The organism is Pseudomonas sp. Pmew2 (assembly GCF_058129885.1).
On record NZ_CM176702.1, the window covers coordinates 6,013,537 to 6,030,219 of the forward strand.

The 16,683-nt window shown below is 58.9% G+C and carries 11 protein-coding genes; 3 read left to right on the forward strand and 8 right to left on the reverse strand.

Annotated elements, in window-relative coordinates; all coding sequences use genetic code 11:
• Window positions 1-3 precede the first annotated feature (3 nt).
• The 6 genes from AC4ANK_RS27755 to AC4ANK_RS27780 form a co-directional block, all read right to left on the reverse strand.
• Window positions 4-456 carry an NTF2 fold immunity protein gene (locus AC4ANK_RS27755; protein WP_080718958.1) on the reverse strand — a complete coding sequence of 151 codons (453 nt, stop codon included), beginning with the start codon at window positions 454-456 and terminating at the stop codon, window positions 4-6.
• The gene (locus tag AC4ANK_RS27760) at window positions 434-4,660 is read right to left on the reverse strand and encodes an RHS repeat-associated core domain-containing protein (protein WP_460383809.1); all 4,227 of its coding nucleotides are present in this window, start codon (window positions 4,658-4,660) and stop codon (window positions 434-436) included. The genes AC4ANK_RS27755 and AC4ANK_RS27760 overlap by 23 nt, the downstream gene beginning before the upstream one ends.
• 111 nt (window positions 4,661-4,771) lie before the next feature.
• On the reverse strand, window positions 4,772-5,359 hold the full coding sequence (locus AC4ANK_RS27765; protein WP_002555708.1) for a hypothetical protein: 588 nt from the start codon (window positions 5,357-5,359) through the stop codon (window positions 4,772-4,774).
• A 280-nt stretch (window positions 5,360-5,639) separates the two neighbouring features.
• Window positions 5,640-8,804, reverse strand: coding sequence for a CusA/CzcA family heavy metal efflux RND transporter (locus tag AC4ANK_RS27770; RefSeq protein ID WP_044423942.1), 3,165 nt, complete (start codon window positions 8,802-8,804; stop codon window positions 5,640-5,642).
• 24 nt (window positions 8,805-8,828) lie between these two features.
• Window positions 8,829-10,082 (reverse strand): efflux RND transporter periplasmic adaptor subunit, encoded by a 1,254-nt coding sequence (locus AC4ANK_RS27775; RefSeq protein ID WP_460383811.1) that lies wholly within the window; start codon window positions 10,080-10,082, stop codon window positions 8,829-8,831.
• Between the two features lie 67 nt (window positions 10,083-10,149).
• A complete protein-coding gene (locus AC4ANK_RS27780; RefSeq protein ID WP_002555705.1) occupies window positions 10,150-11,376 on the reverse strand; it encodes a TolC family protein in 1,227 nt (408 codons plus the stop codon).
• A gap of 266 nt (window positions 11,377-11,642) precedes the next feature.
• Here AC4ANK_RS27780 and AC4ANK_RS27785 point away from each other — a divergent pair, with 266 nt between their 5' ends.
• The 3 genes from AC4ANK_RS27785 (at window position 11,643) to AC4ANK_RS27795 (ending at window position 14,221) form a co-directional block, all read left to right on the forward strand.
• On the forward strand, window positions 11,643-12,317 hold the full coding sequence (locus tag AC4ANK_RS27785) for a heavy metal response regulator transcription factor (protein WP_002555704.1): 675 nt from the start codon (window positions 11,643-11,645) through the stop codon (window positions 12,315-12,317).
• Window positions 12,314-13,705: a heavy metal sensor histidine kinase gene (locus AC4ANK_RS27790; protein ID WP_044320866.1), complete on the forward strand. Its 1,392-nt coding sequence runs from the start codon at window positions 12,314-12,316 to the stop codon at window positions 13,703-13,705. The genes AC4ANK_RS27785 and AC4ANK_RS27790 overlap by 4 nt, the downstream gene beginning before the upstream one ends.
• A gap of 114 nt (window positions 13,706-13,819) precedes the next feature.
• Window positions 13,820-14,221 (forward strand): MAPEG family protein, encoded by a 402-nt coding sequence (locus AC4ANK_RS27795; protein ID WP_002555701.1) that lies wholly within the window; start codon window positions 13,820-13,822, stop codon window positions 14,219-14,221.
• A 47-nt stretch (window positions 14,222-14,268) separates the two neighbouring features.
• On the opposite strand, the gene AC4ANK_RS27800 is transcribed toward AC4ANK_RS27795, so the two are convergent.
• Window positions 14,269-14,679: a DUF1090 domain-containing protein gene (locus tag AC4ANK_RS27800; RefSeq protein WP_002555700.1), complete on the reverse strand. Its 411-nt coding sequence runs from the start codon at window positions 14,677-14,679 to the stop codon at window positions 14,269-14,271.
• A 39-nt stretch (window positions 14,680-14,718) separates the two neighbouring features.
• Window positions 14,719-16,404, reverse strand: a complete 1,686-nt coding sequence (gene ligB, locus AC4ANK_RS27805; protein WP_460383815.1) for an NAD-dependent DNA ligase LigB — start codon at window positions 16,402-16,404, stop codon at window positions 14,719-14,721.
• Window positions 16,405-16,683 lie beyond the last annotated feature (279 nt).

The following is a 16,683-nucleotide window of genomic DNA, read 5'->3' on the forward strand; positions in this document are numbered from 1 at the left end:
AGTTTAAATATAAGTGCTTCTCCATTTTTCATTATCTTTAAATTCGCGCTTCTGTATTTTGCATGCGTTATCGGCTATCGAGAAAGTCAATCTGTATGTCTGTGCTAGACCGTGTTTTTTCTTATATACAACAGTTGCCTTTTTTTGTGAGGGTGCCTCTAGTTTCACCGAATTGTGTTCGAATTCATATTCAGGATGTGCGCTGCATACTAGGTTTTCTAATCGGTCATAGTTTCTGCCTTTCCTAGTAACATGAGTAGAAAAAATTGCTAGTAATTCAGCATGCGCACGTTCATCCGCGTCAGGTAAATCATCATCTGCATCTCTCATCGCTCTTTTGTGTTTGTAGAACCAAAGCTCCCAGTTGCACAATGCAGTCGAAAAATCACGAAATGTTTTCTCCACAATTTCCTCGCTGAGAATTGTTTCGCTTTTAGTTTTTGAACTCTGTGCCATCGATTAACTTCCCGTTACGGTAAAAATCATAATAAATATTAGTAGGCCGTGTGCCACCATTTGCATATTTGAAAATAATTTCAATGTCAACTGGTCCGTTATTTTTCACTTCGTTCGCAATGACTCTTTCGAAGTCTCGGAACAGCCCTCGATTAACTTCTGATAACTGCGGAAACACCCCATCCTTACCACCCGATCCACCAAGAAGCTTAGCGATTATATGACCAGCATCATCGTTTTGATTTCCAAGGCTTCTCGCCCAGCTCCGTGATGACGCGTTTGTGGCTGTTCCGCCTTTTTTGATGTCGGCCTTGGTAATCGTAGCTGTTGCTCGCAAAGGCTGTCCTGCGGGGCCTCGGGTAACACTGGCATTGACGCACCAGCCTAACGGATCAACCCACCCATAAGGATTAGGCGCATACAGATAAAGATTATCCCCCCCACTCAGCCCAATCGGATCCTGCGTAATAAACCGTCCAATCTCCGGATCGTAATACCGAAACGTGTTGTAGTGAAGCCCCGTCTCCACATCGAAATACTGACCCTGAAACCTCAGGTTCTGCTCGACCTCGTTCACCACCAGCTTCTCAATCGCCCCCCACGGCCGATATTTGGCCTGCCAGACGATCTGCCCTTCGGCGTCGGTCATCTCCAGCGGCGTACCGATCTGGTCGGTGTGGAAGTAGTAGACCTTGTTCTCTACCTCGCCCTCTTTCTCATCAACACGGGCCAGCGGCGCATAACTGCCGGGTTCGTAGAGGTACAGGCTGCTCTGCCCAGGACTTTCTTCACGCAACATCCGCAATCCCTGCCAGAGAAAGCGTTTCTGGTCGGTCTTACCCTTGATCTCCCACTGTTTGCCAACGCGCCTGCCCAGGCTGTCGTACTGATAGCTGCTGGTGCTTTCCACCTGACTGTTGGCCATGGTCTCGGTTTTGACCAGGCGGTTTTCGCTGTCGTAGGTGAAGGTCTGCCAACGCACGATGCCGACGATTTTCTCGACCAGGTTGCCCCATGCGTCGTACTTGTATTCGTGGTTGCTCCATTGCTTGAGACGGTTGTCTTTGACGCGGTCGAAGCGGCTGGTGTTGAAGTTGAGGCGGTTGCCAGCGGCGTCGTAGCGGAATTCTTCGCCGTCGAAGCGTTTTTCGGGGTTGTGTTCAAGCAGGCGGCCGTTGGCTTCGTATTCGTAGGTGACTTCGCCACGCAGTTTGTCGAGGGTGCGGCTCAGTTCGCCGGCCGGGTCGTATTCGTAGCGGCGGTGGATCGGGTTGTAGGCGTGTTCGACGTAGCGCTCTGGTTTTATGAGCGGGTTCTGGATCTGTGACAGTTTTTCCGCGGGCAGGGTGGTTGCGTACTGCCAGGCCTTGCGCCCCAGAGCGTCATAGCCGAAGCAACTGGTGAGTTTGCCCTGCGTGCGATAGATCTCGCGGTGCAGGTCGTCGCGCTCCATGTCGCTGATCAACTGGCCATCGAGGTTCAGTTGATGCAGGTGACCGCTGCCGTAATACAGGTGGTTCAGGTGCTGGCCGGTAGGAAGGGTCAGCGTGGTCAGGTTGCTGAGTGGATCGTAGTCGTAGGTCAGTGCGCCTTGGAGCGACGTCTCCTGCGTTAAACGCCCCAGAATATCGTAGGCAAACTCCAGTTTTTCGGCACTGACACCGAGCTTTCTGCCGCCGTCAGTGGGTGTGCGTTGAATGGACAGTAGGCGGTCGTTGTCGTCGTAGGCGAAATCCTGTCGGGCGTCGTTGTTGAGTCTGGCCAGCAGTCGACCAATCGGGTCGCGCTCGAAATACGTGCTGCGCTGTGGCCGTTCGCCTTTTTCGCCGTAGCCGGTTTCTTCGACCTGAGTCAGATGCCCGCCAAGGTTGTAGCTGAAACGGCGGGTCAACTGGTCGATGCGTTTTTCTTCGATCAGCCGGTCGGAGTCATCGTAGGCGAACGTGTAAGTGGCGTCGTTTTCATTGTTCAGCGCCGCAAGGCGCAGGGCTTTGTCGTACTGGTAGGCGACCATCAGCCCTTTAGGGTCCTGACGTCTGGTCGGCAGGCCACGTGCGTTGCGGGCCAGATGGGTGGTCTGGTCCTTGCCGTCAGTGTGTGTCAGAACCTGACCGTGAGCGTTGTAGGTGAAGCTCTCGCGGGTGCCGTCCGGGTGGTCGATGCGCAGCACTTCGCCGCCGGGTTTGCGCTCCAGCGTGGTGGTGTTGTTCAGGGCATCGGTAACGGCGACCAGTTGATGGCGCTCGTCATAACGGTAATACGTGCTTTTGCCCGAGCAGTCCTGAAAGCGCTCTACCTGCGCGAGGTTGTTCCACCACAGGTATTTGGACTTGAGCGTCGGGTCGACGATGGTATGGGGCAAGCCGTCCTCGCCGTTGAGGTATTCGGTCTTGTGACCCAGTGCGTCGATCTCGGCGACGAGGTTGCCTCGCTCATCATAACGGGCCTTCCACACGGCGCCGTCAGGGTAGGTGATCTGTTTGACCAGCGTGGTCTTGTAGTGATGTTGATAACGCGTGGTTCGGCCCAGCGGGTCGGTCTCTGCCGTGAGGCGTGACAGATCATCGTATTCGAAGCCCAGTTGATTGCCGTCGGGCAGCGTCAGACCGTTGATATTGCCGGTGTCGTCCAGCGCGATACGGTACTGCTCACCACCGAAATCAGTGCTGGCGACGACGCGACGGTCCTTGTTCCAGGTCACCTCGGCACGGCGCCCCAATACATCCGTCACCCGCGTCTGGCGCGCCTCGAAATCATAATCGAACTGAAAGTGCTCGCCGTCGCTGGTCCAGTGTTCGACTACGCGGGGCTTGTCGTCGAGTGTTTCCCAGCGGTACTCGCAACTGAGCCCCAGTGCATTGGCGTGGCGGGTCATCAGCCCGTCGGTGTAGCTGAAGTTGCGCACGGCATCGCCATTGCGGTTGTATACACTGTTCAACTGGCCGTTGCTGTCGTAGCCATAGCGCACCAGTGTTTCAACGGCTTTGTCGTCGACGATGCGCTTGACGGTGCTCAGGCGGCTGGTCACTTCGTCGTAGTGCAGGTGTACGCGTTGCCCGCCAGTGGCGCAGATGTCGGTCAGAACGCCGTCTTCGCTGCGCACGAAATGCAGAAAATGGCCGAGGGCGTTTTCGATACGTTCCAGTGGCACCGGCTGGTTGTCGTCGGGCACTTCGCCGAAGTAATAGAAAACGTTGTCCAGCGTTTGCAGCAGGTAATGACCGCCTTCGGTACGCACCAGATACAGCTGTTCCTGTGCGTTGTAGATGCGCTGGTTGTAGTCCAGTGTCACGAACGGCACGCTGCGGCCTTGATTGTCACTGAGGTACAGAAAGCTGCCTTTTCGGCGCAGGCTTTGTTCCCAGGGCAATACCCAGCCCTTGCCCAGTGCGCTGTCGACAGTCAGGTCGCTGGCATAGAAGCGCGTCCATTCGATGGGCATAAGGCCGGGCAGGCCGAAGTCGGACTCATCGATCAACAGCTTGCGCCCAGTGGTGGTGTCGACCGGGTTGCCGTGCAGGCCACCCAGCACTTTTTCGGCCAGGGGGGCAACGCCGAAGCGAAAAATCGCGTCCCCCAGAAAGACACCGCCCATGAAGCGCAGTGCGCAAGGGCCAGCAGCTTTCAGGCCCGCCTGCATACCCAGTTTGGCGATACTGGTGACGGCCTTGGCCCCGCCCGCCACGATCAACAGAATGTCCACGGTGTAGCGGTACATCGCCGAGACTTCGTCATCCACCGGCAGGTAGCGTTGGGTACCTCCGCCGATGAAGACGTTGGGCGAGCCGGTGCCGATTTTCGCGCCGCAGGTCAGTTTGTCGCCTTTGCGCGCTGCGGGCAGGCCATTGATGAAGACGTTGCTGGACCCTTCGGCCACCTTGACGATGGGTGAGTGCTTGTCGCACACGGCGGTGCTCTCGATAGCAAAAGCAGCAGGCCGGCCGTTGATGAAGACGTTGGGCGAGGCAGACTCGATCTGCCCCGCTGGAGAGCTGAAGGCGCTGCCTATGGCCTCCCCAAGACTTGCAAGGGCGTTGCCTGCCAGGCCGACGGCCAGTCCCAGTAGAATCCCGCCGAACCCGCACGTGACGAAGGTGAATGACACATATGCCACTGCCGCGATACCCACCACTGCGCCGAGCAAAAAGCCCGTCAGTGCACCGGTGTGTTCGATCTCATCCAGTAACCGGGCTGCCTCAAACATCGCAATTACTCCTGTAGCCCGCGAGTAGTGGAGGCCCGATCAGCCACGTGACGCTGATGCTCTGCAACGGATAGTCCATTAAAACGTGTCCTGTCAGCGATGAAGTAGAGCTCAGGGGGCCGTCATACCTTCAAGCATGACGTCGAAGTCCAGCAGCCATGTTTTCAGCGCGGTTTTTTCTGAGTCGATTACGCAGCCCACGCTCAGCCACTGGCGTTCGTTTTGATCGGCGACCGGTACGATGGAACCGATCAAGCGTCCATGCCGTTCTTCGAAGCCCACGCGAAAATGGAAGTCCAGCGCCAGCGCGGCATTCCCTGCCAGTAACGTTTCATACTGGCGGATGACTCGGACATTGCCATACAACGGCTGCAGTGCTTTGACCGCTTCGGCGAACGCCCCGGCAAGGTTCGCCTCTTCAGGTACATCGCTGCGCTGAATGGAGACCACCACAGGCTCTCCATCGACTTGAATGGTGGCATCGATCGCGCTGCACCCGAACCCTTCCGGAAAGCCGAAGCGGAACCCGCCAAAATTGAAACTGCAGGGTGCGTCGAGCAAGGGTTGTGGGACAGGGATAGCCGCCTGAATGATGTCGAGCGCCTGTTGAGCGGCAGCCCGCTCGGTTTCCTCGCGCGCCAGTGCTTCGTCAGCCAGTCGGCGTTCAGAGATACGGTCGTAGAGACTGGTGCGCGTCATGCGGCTTGAACGTTGTTCATCAACTGCTACATCTCCTTACGCAGGCAACGTACTGCCGCGTGGCCCATTTGTAACTGGACGATAAGCACTTTAACGGGACCGGACTATATCTCTGAGCGGACTGATGAGCAGGAAAGCCCTGAAAATCCTGTGGGATAAAAGCTACGGACGAACGCTACTTTCAATGGCGAGTGTTTCGACCTTCCTTTAACTGAAAGTTCACTGCGGGCAGGTGAAAGCTTCAGGATGCTCTATCACGAGCCTCCTGAAGCTTTGGCGGTTACTTGAAACCCTGCTTCAACGCCTCGACCTCATCCTCCTCCCGCCGATGCGCCCACTGATACAACGCCGGCAACACCAACAACGTCAGCGCGGTCGACGACAGAATCCCGCCAATCACCACCGTCGCCAGCGGTCGCTGCACTTCGGCACCAGTGCCGGTGGCGAGGGCCATGGGGATGAAGCCCAGGGATGCGACCAGTGCGGTCATCAGCACCGGGCGCAGGCGGGTGAGGGCGCCTTCGGTGATGGCGTCGTGCAGCGAGCGGCCTTCTTCGCGCAGGCTGCGGATGAAGGCGATCATCACCAGACCGTTCAGCACCGCCACGCCCGACAGGGCGATGAAGCCCACGCCTGCGGAGATCGACAGGGGAATATCGCGCAGCCACAGGGCCATGACGCCGCCGGTGAGGGCGAACGGGATGCCGGTGAATACCAGCAGGCCGTCTTTGAGGTTATTGAACATCATGAACAGCAGCGCCAGCACCAGCAGCAATGCTACTGGCACGACGATTTGCAGGCGTTTGGCGGCCGATTGCAGTTGCTCGAACTGGCCGCCCCAATTGGTCCAGTAACCCGCCGGGATCTGCACGCCGCTGTCGATGGTGGTGCCTGCTTCTTCGACAAACGAGCCGAGGTCCCGGCCGCGCACGTTGGCGCTGACGATAACGACACGCTTGCCGTTCTCGCGGCTGATCTGGTTCGGGCCCAATACCAGATCAAGGCTGGCGACCTGGGACAGTGCGATGAAGCTGATCTGCTGGTTGCTGTTGGCACTCGCAGGCACCGGAATGAGCAGGCTGGAGAGCCCGTTCACGTCGGTGCGCAGTTGCTCGGACAGGCGCACCACCAGGTCGAAGCGGCGATCGCCTTCATACAACGTTCCCGCCTGACGACCGCCCAGCGCAATGGCGATGGCGTCCTGCACATCGGCCACGTTAAGGCCGTAACGCGCGGCTTTGTCGCGATCGATGTTGATGGTCAGTACCGGCAGGCCGGTGGTCTGTTCCACCTTCACTTCTGAAGCGCCTGGCACTTTTTGCAGGGTGGCGGCAATTTTTGCTGCGGTCTGGTTGAGCACGTTCATGTCGTCGCCGAAGACCTTCACTGCAACGTCGCTGCGCACTCCGGAAACCAGTTCGTTGAAGCGCAACTGGATCGGCTGGGACAGTTCGTAGTTGCTGCCCGGCACACTGGCGGCGGCCTTTTGCAGGTCGGCGATCAGCGTTTCGCGAGACTTGTCCGGGTCAGGCCATTCGCTTTGGGGCTTGAGCATCACGTAGCTGTCAGAGATGTTGGGCGGCATCGGGTCGGCGGCGATCTCGGCGGTGCCGGTGCGGGCGAATACGCGCTGCACTTCCGGGACCTTGTCGATGATGGCTTTTTCCAGACGCTGCTGCATGTCCACCGACTGGGTCAGGCTGGTGCCGGGCACCCGCAGCGCCTGCAAGGCGAAGTCGCCTTCGCTCAAGCTTGGGATGAACTCGCTGCCCATGCGGCTGGCGGTGAAGCCCGACAAGACAATCAGCACCAAGGCCAAACCGAACGCTATCGATCGATGCCCCAATACCCAGCTCAGTATCGGCGCGTAACGGTGGCGAGCGGTGCGCATCACAAAACCTTCTTCTTCCTTGACCTTGCCGGTGACGAATATGGCGATGGCGGCAGGCACGAAGGTCACCGAGAGGATCATGGCACCGAGCAGGGCAATGACCACAGTGAACGCCATAGGGTGGAACATTTTGCCTTCCACACCGGTGAGGGCGAAGATCGGCAGGTACACGACCATGATGATCAACTGGCCGAAAATCAGCGGTCGACGGGCTTCTCTGGCGGCGGCGAAGACCTCGTGGAAACGCTCGGAGCGGGTCAGCATGCGGCCGTATTTCTTCTGGGCATGCGCCAGCCTGCGAATGGCGTTTTCGACGATCACCACCGCGCCGTCGACGATAATGCCGAAGTCCAGCGCGCCCAGGCTCATCAGGTTGGCGCTGACCTTGTTGGTGAACATGCCGGTGAAAGTAAACAGCATGGCCAGCGGAATCACCATGGCGGTGATCAGCGCAGCACGGATGTTGCCCAGAAACAGGAACAGAATCACGATGACCAGAATCGCGCCTTCGATCAGGTTCTTTTTCACTGTTGCGATGGCTTTTTCGACCAGGTTGGTGCGGTCGTAAACCGTTACCGCCTCGACGCCTTCGGGCAGTGTGCGATTGATGTCGGCGAGTTTGGCGGCTACGGCCTGTGACACCGTCCGGCTGTTTTCACCGATCAGCATGAACACCGTACCAAGCACCACTTCACGGCCGTTTTCGGTGGCTGCGCCGGAGCGCATTTCCTTGCCGATACCGACCTCGGCCACGCTGCTGATCCTGATGGGCGTGCCCTGCACGTTGGCGATGACGATGTTGGCGATATCGTCCACCGTGCCGAGCTGGCCCGGTGCGCGTATCAGCAGTTGCTCACCGCCGCGCTCGATGTAACCTGCGCCGACATTGGCGTTGTTGCGCTCAAGCGCAGCCACCAGATCGTTCAGTGTCAGTTTGTAGGCCGCCAGCTTCTTCGGATCGGGCGCAATCTGATACTGCCTGGCAAAACCGCCGATGGTGTTGATCTCGGCCACGCCCGGTACGTTGCGTAATTGCGGCTTGATGATCCAGTCCTGAATCACCCGCAGGTCGGTCGGCGTGTACGGCGTGCCGTCTTCTTTCAGTGCGCCCTCTCGGGCCTCGACCGTCCACAGAAAGATCTCGCCGAGGCCGGTGGAAATCGGCCCCATCATCGCGTCGACGCCTTCAGGCAACTGGTCCTTGGCAATCTGCAGGCGCTCGCCCACCAACTGCCTGGCAAAGAACAGGTCAGTGCCGTCTTCGAAAATCACTGTGACCTGAGACAGGCCCGAGCGCGACAGCGAGCGCGTCTGTTGCAGACCGGGCAGGCCTGCCATGTTGGTCTCGATGGCGAACGTGATGCGCTGTTCGGTTTCCAGCGGCGAGAAGCCGGGTGCCGACGTGTTGATCTGCACCTGTACGTTGGTGATGTCGGGGACGGCATCGATAGGCAGTTTCTGGTAACTGGCAATGCCCAGCCCAGCCATGAGCAGCACAGCAAGCATCACAACGATGCGCTGTTCAATCGCGAATTGAATCAACCGTTCAAACATGGAGGTGTACTCGTGTGACGCAGATCAATGGGCGTGCTCGGCGGAGCCTTTGCCCAGCTCCGACTTGAGGATGAAACTGCCCGCGGCAGCCACTTGTGTACCGCCAGCCAGGCCTTTGACGATTTCCACGTAGCCGCCATCGCGGCGACCCAGCGTTACCGGTGTCAGTTGAAAACCTTCAGCGTTGCGTACGAAGACCGAGGGTTTGTCCTCAATCGACTGAATCGCCGACTCGGGAATGCTGACCGCCACGCTGGTCTGCTCGGCGGCGACTTCCACCGACACGAACAGGCCGGGACGCCAGGCACCCTGCGGGTTGGCAAGGGTCACGCGCACGGCGGCAGCGCGAGTCTGCTCGCCCAGCAGGCTGCCGACGTAACCAATCTTTCCTTCGACCCGCGCATTCAGATCGGGCGCGCTGACGATGACCGGACGACCGACCACCACCTTGTCCAGGTCCTTGGGCGCTACGCCGAAGGTGGCCCAGACACGCGACAGGTCGGACAGCGTGAAGGCATTGCTCGCTTCGCTGACCATCTCGCCGATGCCGAGGTGTTTCTCCACGACCATGGCGTCAAATGGCGCGATCAATTCGTAGCGATTGCCTGCGGATGGGGTCAGGCTGGCACCGATGGCGCTGATCTTCTGCCGGGCGTTGGCCAGGTTGATGTCGGCCTCCTGAAACTCCTGGCGCGCTTGCAAGTAGTCCTGCTCGGCGGAAATCTTGTCTTCCCAGAGTTTTTTCTCGCGCTGTAACGTCAGGCGGGCCAGTTCCTGGCGGCGTTGTGCGGCGTTCAGTTCGCTGCGTTGATCGGAGATCTGCTGGCTGGCAATCACTGCCAGCACCTGACCCTTTTTCACGGCTTGACCCAGATCGACCTTCACTGATTCGACCACACCGCTGACCCGAGGCACGACATGCGCGGTGCGGTCCTCATCGAAGCGGATTTCGCCGGGGAAGGTCACAGTGGTGCTCATCTGTCGAGGTTCTGCGCTTGCCAGCTCGATGCCGGCAGTCTTGATCTGCTCGGCGCTCAGTTCGATGTGTCCTTCTTCCTCTTCATGGGAAGATTCTGACGCTACGGCGCCTGGTGTTTTCTGCTCGTCGGAGTGGCCTTGCTCCTCGGCATGACCTGGTTCGGCGTCATGGTCGTGTTTCTCGCCTGATGGCTCTGTTCCAGTTGCGAATGGCAGCATCTGCGGGTTCAGCGTCAGACTGCCCAGACCAATGATGGCCACCACCGCCAGCGTGATGGCAATGCTTCGTTTGTTGTTCATAAAGGCTCCCGGCGATCAGGCGCTTGCGGCACCTTGCGATACGCTCGATATAGGCGGACAAAGACAGTCAGGGGTTGAGGCTGAACCGGTTGAGATCACCGTGAATTCGCTCGACAGCCACTCGGGCTTCGGTGGCAGTCGCCAGCGATTCCAGGTACTGGCTGCGCGCTGAAATCAGCGTTCGTTGCGCATCCAGCACTTCCAGAAAACCGAACTTGCCCATTTCGAAACCGCGCGTTGCGGTGTCGACGGCGCGCTGCGCGGCGGGCAGGATGACCTGATTGAAGGACTCGACTTCCTGCGCGGCAGTACTCCACTGATCGAGTGCGGACTGGGTCTGGGTGCGCAGCTTGAGCTCAACAGCATTGCGCAGGTCGCGTGACTGGTCGGCCCGGCGTGATGCTGCAAGTACGTTGCCCTGATTCCGGTCGAATAACGGTAGCGGCATCGACAGACCCACGACGTTGACCCGTTCGCGCTCTTCGCGGCTGTACTGGCTGCCGACGCTGACGGTCAGGTCAGGGATGCGCTTGGCGCGTTCTGAACCCAGCGCGGCTTCGCGCTGTTCTATCTGCGCCTGAGCGAGGCGTAGCTCGGCAGACTGGTTGATGGCGGTCAGTAGCTTTGCGCTCGGTGGCAGCTTGCCCGGCGACAGATCGGTGTATTCCAGACGCTCAAAAGAGGCGACCGGCGAACCTGTGGTGCGCGCCAGTTCACGGTTGCTGTTGATCTTCAGGGTCTCGGCGCGCCTTACCAGCAGGTCGGTTTCAGCCAGTTGCACCTGAGCGCGCGTGGCCTCCACCGGTGACACCTTGCCCGCCCGAACACGCCCTTCGGCAACCTGCAGGCCGCGCTCGGCCAGTATTCTGGACTGGCGCGCCAGGTCCAGACCTGCCTGCGCCCGCGCCGCTGCGTAGAACGCCTGAACCACTTCGGCCCGCAGTTCGTTGCCGCGTCGCTCCAGCTCCAGCCGGGCGGCGTCCTGGCCCTTGCTGGCGGCTTCGATGCGTGCTCCGCGCTTGCCGCCCAGTTCCAGTGCCTGGCTGAGCATCACGGTGGTGGTGCTGGTCTCGCGGCGTGTGTCTTCAACCTCCCACGACACCACCGGGTTGGGGATCAGCCCGGCCTGCTGGCGATCACCTTCGGCAACGCCGATCTCCCATTGCGCGGCGGCGAGTTCCGGGTTGCGGGCGAAGGCTGCGTCCAGCGCCTGAGCCAGGCTGATGCCCTGGGCTGCTGCGATGCCGGGAGCAGCAAATGGCAACAGCAGTAGACAAAGTGCGGCGACTTTCATGCCGGGCACCCTGTTACCAGACCGGTACGCGGAGTGCGTACGTTGTTCTTCAGTCGCATGAATTACCCTGTCCATGAAGCACCCCATCAAAACAAAAAACAAACAGGCACCTTGGCGCTGAAGTTGGCTGTGGGGACTTTATGTAACCGGAGCTATCAGAGGGATTGCTGGAAAATTACGATTTTGTTATCCAGCAAGATAAGCGTTTCTTTTCAGTACACTGCACGGCATCGTCATCATCCGTTCATCAAACAGGAAGCCTGGTTATGCGAATCCTTGTCGTAGAGGACGAGCCGAAAACTGCCGAGTACATGCATCAGGGTCTGACCGAAAGTGGCTATATCGTCGATATCGCTGCAACCGGGCTCGATGGCCTCTATCTCGCGCAGCATCAGGCTTACGATGTGGTGATACTGGATGTGAACCTGCCGGAAATGGACGGCTGGGAGGTGTTGAGTCGCCTGAGGAAGACGGTCAGTACGCGCGTCATGATGCTCACTGCACGAGGGCGCCTGGAAGAGAAGGTCAAGGGTCTGGAATTGGGCGCGGATGACTATCTGGTCAAGCCGTTCGAGTTTCCCGAGCTATTGGCAAGGGTCCGCACGTTGATGCGGCGCAGCGAGCAGACCACCACCTCCAAGGTGTTGCAGGTTGGCGATCTGGAGCTTGATCAAGGGCGGCACCGGGCGTTTCGCGGCAGCCAGCGCATCGACCTGACCACCAAGGAGTTCGCGCTCCTGCACCTGCTGATGCGTCACAGCGGGGAAGTCATGTCGCGTACCCAGATCATTTCTCTGGTCTGGGACATGAACTTCGATTGCGACACCAATGTGGTGGAAGTGTCGATCCGTCGCCTGCGCGCGAAGATCGACGATCCTTTCGAGACCAAGCTGATCCACACGTTGCGCGGCGTGGGCTATGTGCTGGAAGTGCGTGAATGAAACCGACGCGTCTGTCGACGCGCCTGGGGCTGACCGTTACTGCGCTGATTGCGTGCCTGGTGCTGGTAATGGAAATGCTCGCTTATGCGGCTATTTCCCGTCAGCTCGATCTGCGCGCCGAAGACAGCCTGAACGAGAAGTTCGCGCAGATTGAACACAGCATGAGCGAGGGCTTTCTCGGCATCGAAGACATTGTTCAATACCCTCATACCCTGCGTGACCAGATCATCGGACACGACAGCTATTCGTTGATGGTGCTCGACGCGGGCAATCCTCGGCAGCAATTGATGATGGTCGGTAACGAGGAAGGCCGGAACCTGCCTGTCCCCGAGGCAGATCACATACCTCAAGGCTTTCAGGAGTTGCAGTCGGTACACGGCCACAAGATTCTGATGGGTTACAGGGAAATACACCTCAAGACAGGGCAGGATATTCTCGTCAGGCTGTCGATGGATCGGGAAAGTGACAGCACGCTGCTGCACGCTTATTTGAAATCGACTTTCCTGATACTGCCGCTGATCTTGCTGCTGGTCGGCTTCGGTGCCTGGTGGGTAGTGCGTCGTGGTCTCAGGCCGTTGGGCGCTTTCAGAAAAGTAACGGCGCTGATCTCGGCTCGCGATCTGTCTCATCGCATGAAAGTGAAGGGCCTGCCTGATGAGTTGCGCGACCTGGCGCATGCGGTCAATTTCATGCTGCACCGGCTGGACGGCGATGTGCAGCAACTGGCGCAGTTCTCGGACGACCTCGCGCATGAGTTGCGCTCGCCCATGAACAACCTGATGGGCAAGGCGCAGGTCACGCTGTCCAGGCCGCGCCCTTCGGTAGAGTACAAGCAGGCGCTGGAATCGTGTACCGAGGAGCTGGAGCGCATGTCGCGCATGATCAGCCAGATGCTGTTTCTGGCCAGTGTCAGCCAGCCTGCCGCGCCGTTGCCGGTTGAGGTCATCGACCTGCGCGAAGAAGCCGATAAGGTCGCCGAGCTGTTTTCATCTTCGGCGGAAGAGCGCGACATCACCTTGCAGGTTCAGGGTAACGCGAAGGCAACAGGCGAGCGGCTGATGATTCAGCGAGCGATTTCGAACCTGCTGTCCAACGCTATTCGCCACGGTCTGTCCGGCAGTGTCATTACCATCACCCTTGCCACGCATGCAGATGAAGTGTCACTGGCGGTGCGCAATGCGGGCGAGGGGATCGATGCCGAACACCTGTCGCGGCTGTTCGATCGCTTCTATCGGGTTCATGTCAGCCGCGCGCGACAGCAGGGCGGGACGGGGCTTGGGCTGGCGATTGTGCGTTCCATCATGAGCCTGCATGAAGGGCAGGTGACGGTCGAGAGCGAGCCCGGACACTTCACGACGTTCAGCCTGATCTTTCCTAAACTGGTGTAATGCGTCAGGTTGCTGGTCGTTCTTCAAGAACCTTTCGCTGCCCCCCGGCTCATAGCTTGTGAGCGGGTAGTGCCCGGATGCTTCAGATGAAGCTGAACCTATAAGGATGGACGTATGACAGTTGCTTTCTGGTGCGTGCTGGTCGCGATCCTGCTGCCGATTATGTGTGCCGGTATCGCCAAGTTCGGCAGCGGCAAATTCGGCAGCGGACACAATCATGACCCGCGCGCCTTTCTCGACAAGCTGGAGGGTTTCCCGCGCCGTGCGCATGCTGCCCAGCTCAACAGCTATGAAGCGACACCGGCGTTTGCCGCAGCGGTCATCATCGCGCACATTGCCGGCAATGCGCAGCTGGTGACCATTGATGTGCTGGCGGTGCTGTTCATCACCAGTCGTCTGTTGTACATCATCTTCTATCTGGCTGACCTCGCCGCACTGCGTTCGATAGTCTGGCTGGTGGGCATGGGGCTCATCGTCGCGCTGTTCGGCGTGTCGGCTTTCCCGGCCGTATCCTGACAGCCAGGTTGCGGCGCTGCCGATAATCCGCAGCGCCGCAACCTTGATCAATCGTCAGGCTGGACTTTCTCAAGGTCGGTCTGGGCTTCCTGCAACTCTTTGCGCGACTCGGCCAGCTTGTCCTTGCGCTTGTTGATCTTCTCCGGATCACCTTTGTCCATGGCCTTGTTCAAGTCGGTCTGGCGGCGGCTGACTTCCTGCTTGGCGTCCAGCACCTTTTGCTTTCTCTGCTTGATCAATGAGGTTTCGGTGCAGTTGGCATTGACCTCGGCGAGGGCCTTCTCAAGCCCGGCCTGCTCGGCCTTGTTACCTTCGGTCTTGGCGTCCTGAATCTTGCTGCTGATTTCCTGGCTTTTGATCTGGCACTCGGAAGGTGCGGGTGCCTGCTCATCTGCCAGCAGCGTTGTAGCCAGTAGCGTGCAACTGGTGAAAAGGATCAGTGGTGATAAAAACTGCATATGAACTCCGTTTGAACACGGACAAAAAATGGACGTCCGCTACTTAAAACCTGAAATACCCTGAGCCTGCAATTGATAGCTCAATGCCTGCACCTCTGGGGCCTGAAAAAAAGACCTCAGTTTCGCTGCCCGGCCAGACCCTATGCCCGGCTCTGCTTGCCATTGCTCAACGCTACGCCCGGCCAGTTCCTGCCAATTGTCAGGAAGTGTTGCGCTTCCTGTGGGCGGCAGTCCGATGGCCTTGAGCCACGTCTGAAACGGCCGTTCACGCGCTGTTTGCAGGCTGGCGAGCAGTTTAGCGCTGCTGCGCTCTGCGAAGCCGGGAATGTTAGCAAGCTCAGTATGATTCAGGGTCATCCAATCGAGCAGGCTCTCTATTTGGCCGTTTTCAATAAGCTTGTCCCAGGTCCCCGGACCGACGCCGGGCAGCGCAAGGCCTTTCTTGCCGCTGAGCCAGATCAGTCTGGCGCGGAACTGGCTTTCACAGCCTGGGGTGGCTTGCCAGCAGCTCAACTCATGAAAGTCGTCGGCTTGCGGAGTGATCATTTCAACTCGTTCAGCCGCGCGGGATATCACGCCGTCGAGTCTCGGAATCGTCAGCCCGGCCAGGCTCACGGCTACCTGATCGCCAGGTCTTATATCCAGTGTTTGCCAGCGTTGCAGTGAGCCGGTGCTGATGCGGCTGACGGTACGGTCGTCGAGACGTACCGGGGTCAGCTCCAGCACAGGGGTAATCCTGCCGCTGCGACCGATATTGAAGCTGACCTTGCGCACCTCGGCCAGTGCCTGTGCGTAAGGGTGCTTCCAGGCCGCGATCCAGTAAGGCGCACTGGCTTGCCAGCGTTGCATCGGTGGGCGCTGGCCCTGGCGCATGATCACGCCATCTGTCGCGAACGGCAGAGGATTACGGTACCAATGCTCGCGCCATCTCGCAGCCTGAACATGATTTTCCAGTGAGTGCGTGTACGCCTCGCTGCCTTCAAAGCCCATGGCTTGCAGGCCTGCGAGTCGTTGAGCCATATCGGTAGGCCCGTTTGGCCAGTCCCAGACGAATAGCCCGATGGCATCAGCCTGCTGCGGGCTGATTGTCTGCCGGGCCAGCATGCCTGCCACCTTGCTGCGCGCGTTGACGCTGCCGGATGTTGCCTGAATATGATCGGTCAACCGCCAGTACAGCTCGCCTTGCAGGATCAGGGAGTCATGGTGGGATAGATGCTGAGGAATGGCCTTTATCAGTCGTGCCTGCGAAGTCCAGTCCTGGCCCTTGCGCCCGTCGCCGCGACTGATCGCTTGCACCAGCTGACCTTTTTCGTAAACGAGTGTGACTGCCACGCCATCGACCTTGGGTTGAATCCACAGATCGTTGCGGCCCTTGAGCCAGTCCTTGACGCTGCTTTCGTCGGCCAGCTTGTTGACGCCCGTGTGCGCAACGGGATGAGGCAACGGGCCGACTGCTGTCTTTAGCGGATCGGCCTCTGGGGTGGAAACGGCAAAGCACGAGCGCCACAGGTTCAGCTTCTGCCGCGCCTGATCGTAGAGCTCGTCCGGAATGTGCGAAATGCCCTGGCGGTGGTAGCTGTCGTCCCACGCAGCCATCTGCTGTTGCAAGTTTGTGACCTCGCTGCGCGCCTTGGCTGCAGACCAGTCAGGGCATTGACTGGCATAGCCGAGGCCGGGCAGAAGAAACAGAAGGGCACGCGTCATCAGGCGAATGGTGGGCAACATCGAAGCATCCTTGCTTTAGGAATGGGCTTGATGAGGCTAGTTGCTGGTGTTGTTTATAGACGGGTTGCTTGGTTACCGGGTTTTGCCAAAGCCCTGCGCGGCCTGTTTGATGACAGGACGCAGAGCGTCCGGAACGGCATACGACGCGGAGCGTCGCACGATAGTTGAGATAGTTGAGATAGTTGAGGTTATCGTTCCGCACGCTCCAGCGTCGGAATGCAGTGCGTGACGCTCCGCGTCACAGATCTGTGCCGCGCCGCGTATTCAAGATCGGACGCA

What these genes read in the sequence shown, in the direction of transcription:
- AC4ANK_RS27760 (WP_460383809.1), bottom strand. Translation starts at nt 4,660, where the DNA reads ATGTTTGAGGCAGCCCGGTTACTGGATGAGATCGAACACACCGGTGCA.
- AC4ANK_RS27780 (WP_002555705.1), bottom strand. Translation starts at nt 11,376, where the DNA reads ATGAAAGTCGCCGCACTTTGTCTACTGCTGTTGCCATTTGCTGCTCCC.
- AC4ANK_RS27790 (WP_044320866.1), top strand. Translation starts at nt 12,314, where the DNA reads ATGAAACCGACGCGTCTGTCGACGCGCCTGGGGCTGACCGTTACTGCG.
- AC4ANK_RS27775 (WP_460383811.1), bottom strand. Translation starts at nt 10,082, where the DNA reads ATGAACAACAAACGAAGCATTGCCATCACGCTGGCGGTGGTGGCCATC.
- AC4ANK_RS27785 (WP_002555704.1), top strand. Translation starts at nt 11,643, where the DNA reads ATGCGAATCCTTGTCGTAGAGGACGAGCCGAAAACTGCCGAGTACATG.
- AC4ANK_RS27800 (WP_002555700.1), bottom strand. Translation starts at nt 14,679, where the DNA reads ATGCAGTTTTTATCACCACTGATCCTTTTCACCAGTTGCACGCTACTG.
- AC4ANK_RS27765 (WP_002555708.1), bottom strand. Translation starts at nt 5,359, where the DNA reads ATGACGCGCACCAGTCTCTACGACCGTATCTCTGAACGCCGACTGGCT.
- AC4ANK_RS27770 (WP_044423942.1), bottom strand. Translation starts at nt 8,804, where the DNA reads ATGTTTGAACGGTTGATTCAATTCGCGATTGAACAGCGCATCGTTGTG.
- ligB (WP_460383815.1), bottom strand. Translation starts at nt 16,404, where the DNA reads ATGTTGCCCACCATTCGCCTGATGACGCGTGCCCTTCTGTTTCTTCTG.
- AC4ANK_RS27755 (WP_080718958.1), bottom strand. Translation starts at nt 456, where the DNA reads ATGGCACAGAGTTCAAAAACTAAAAGCGAAACAATTCTCAGCGAGGAA.
- AC4ANK_RS27795 (WP_002555701.1), top strand. Translation starts at nt 13,820, where the DNA reads ATGACAGTTGCTTTCTGGTGCGTGCTGGTCGCGATCCTGCTGCCGATT.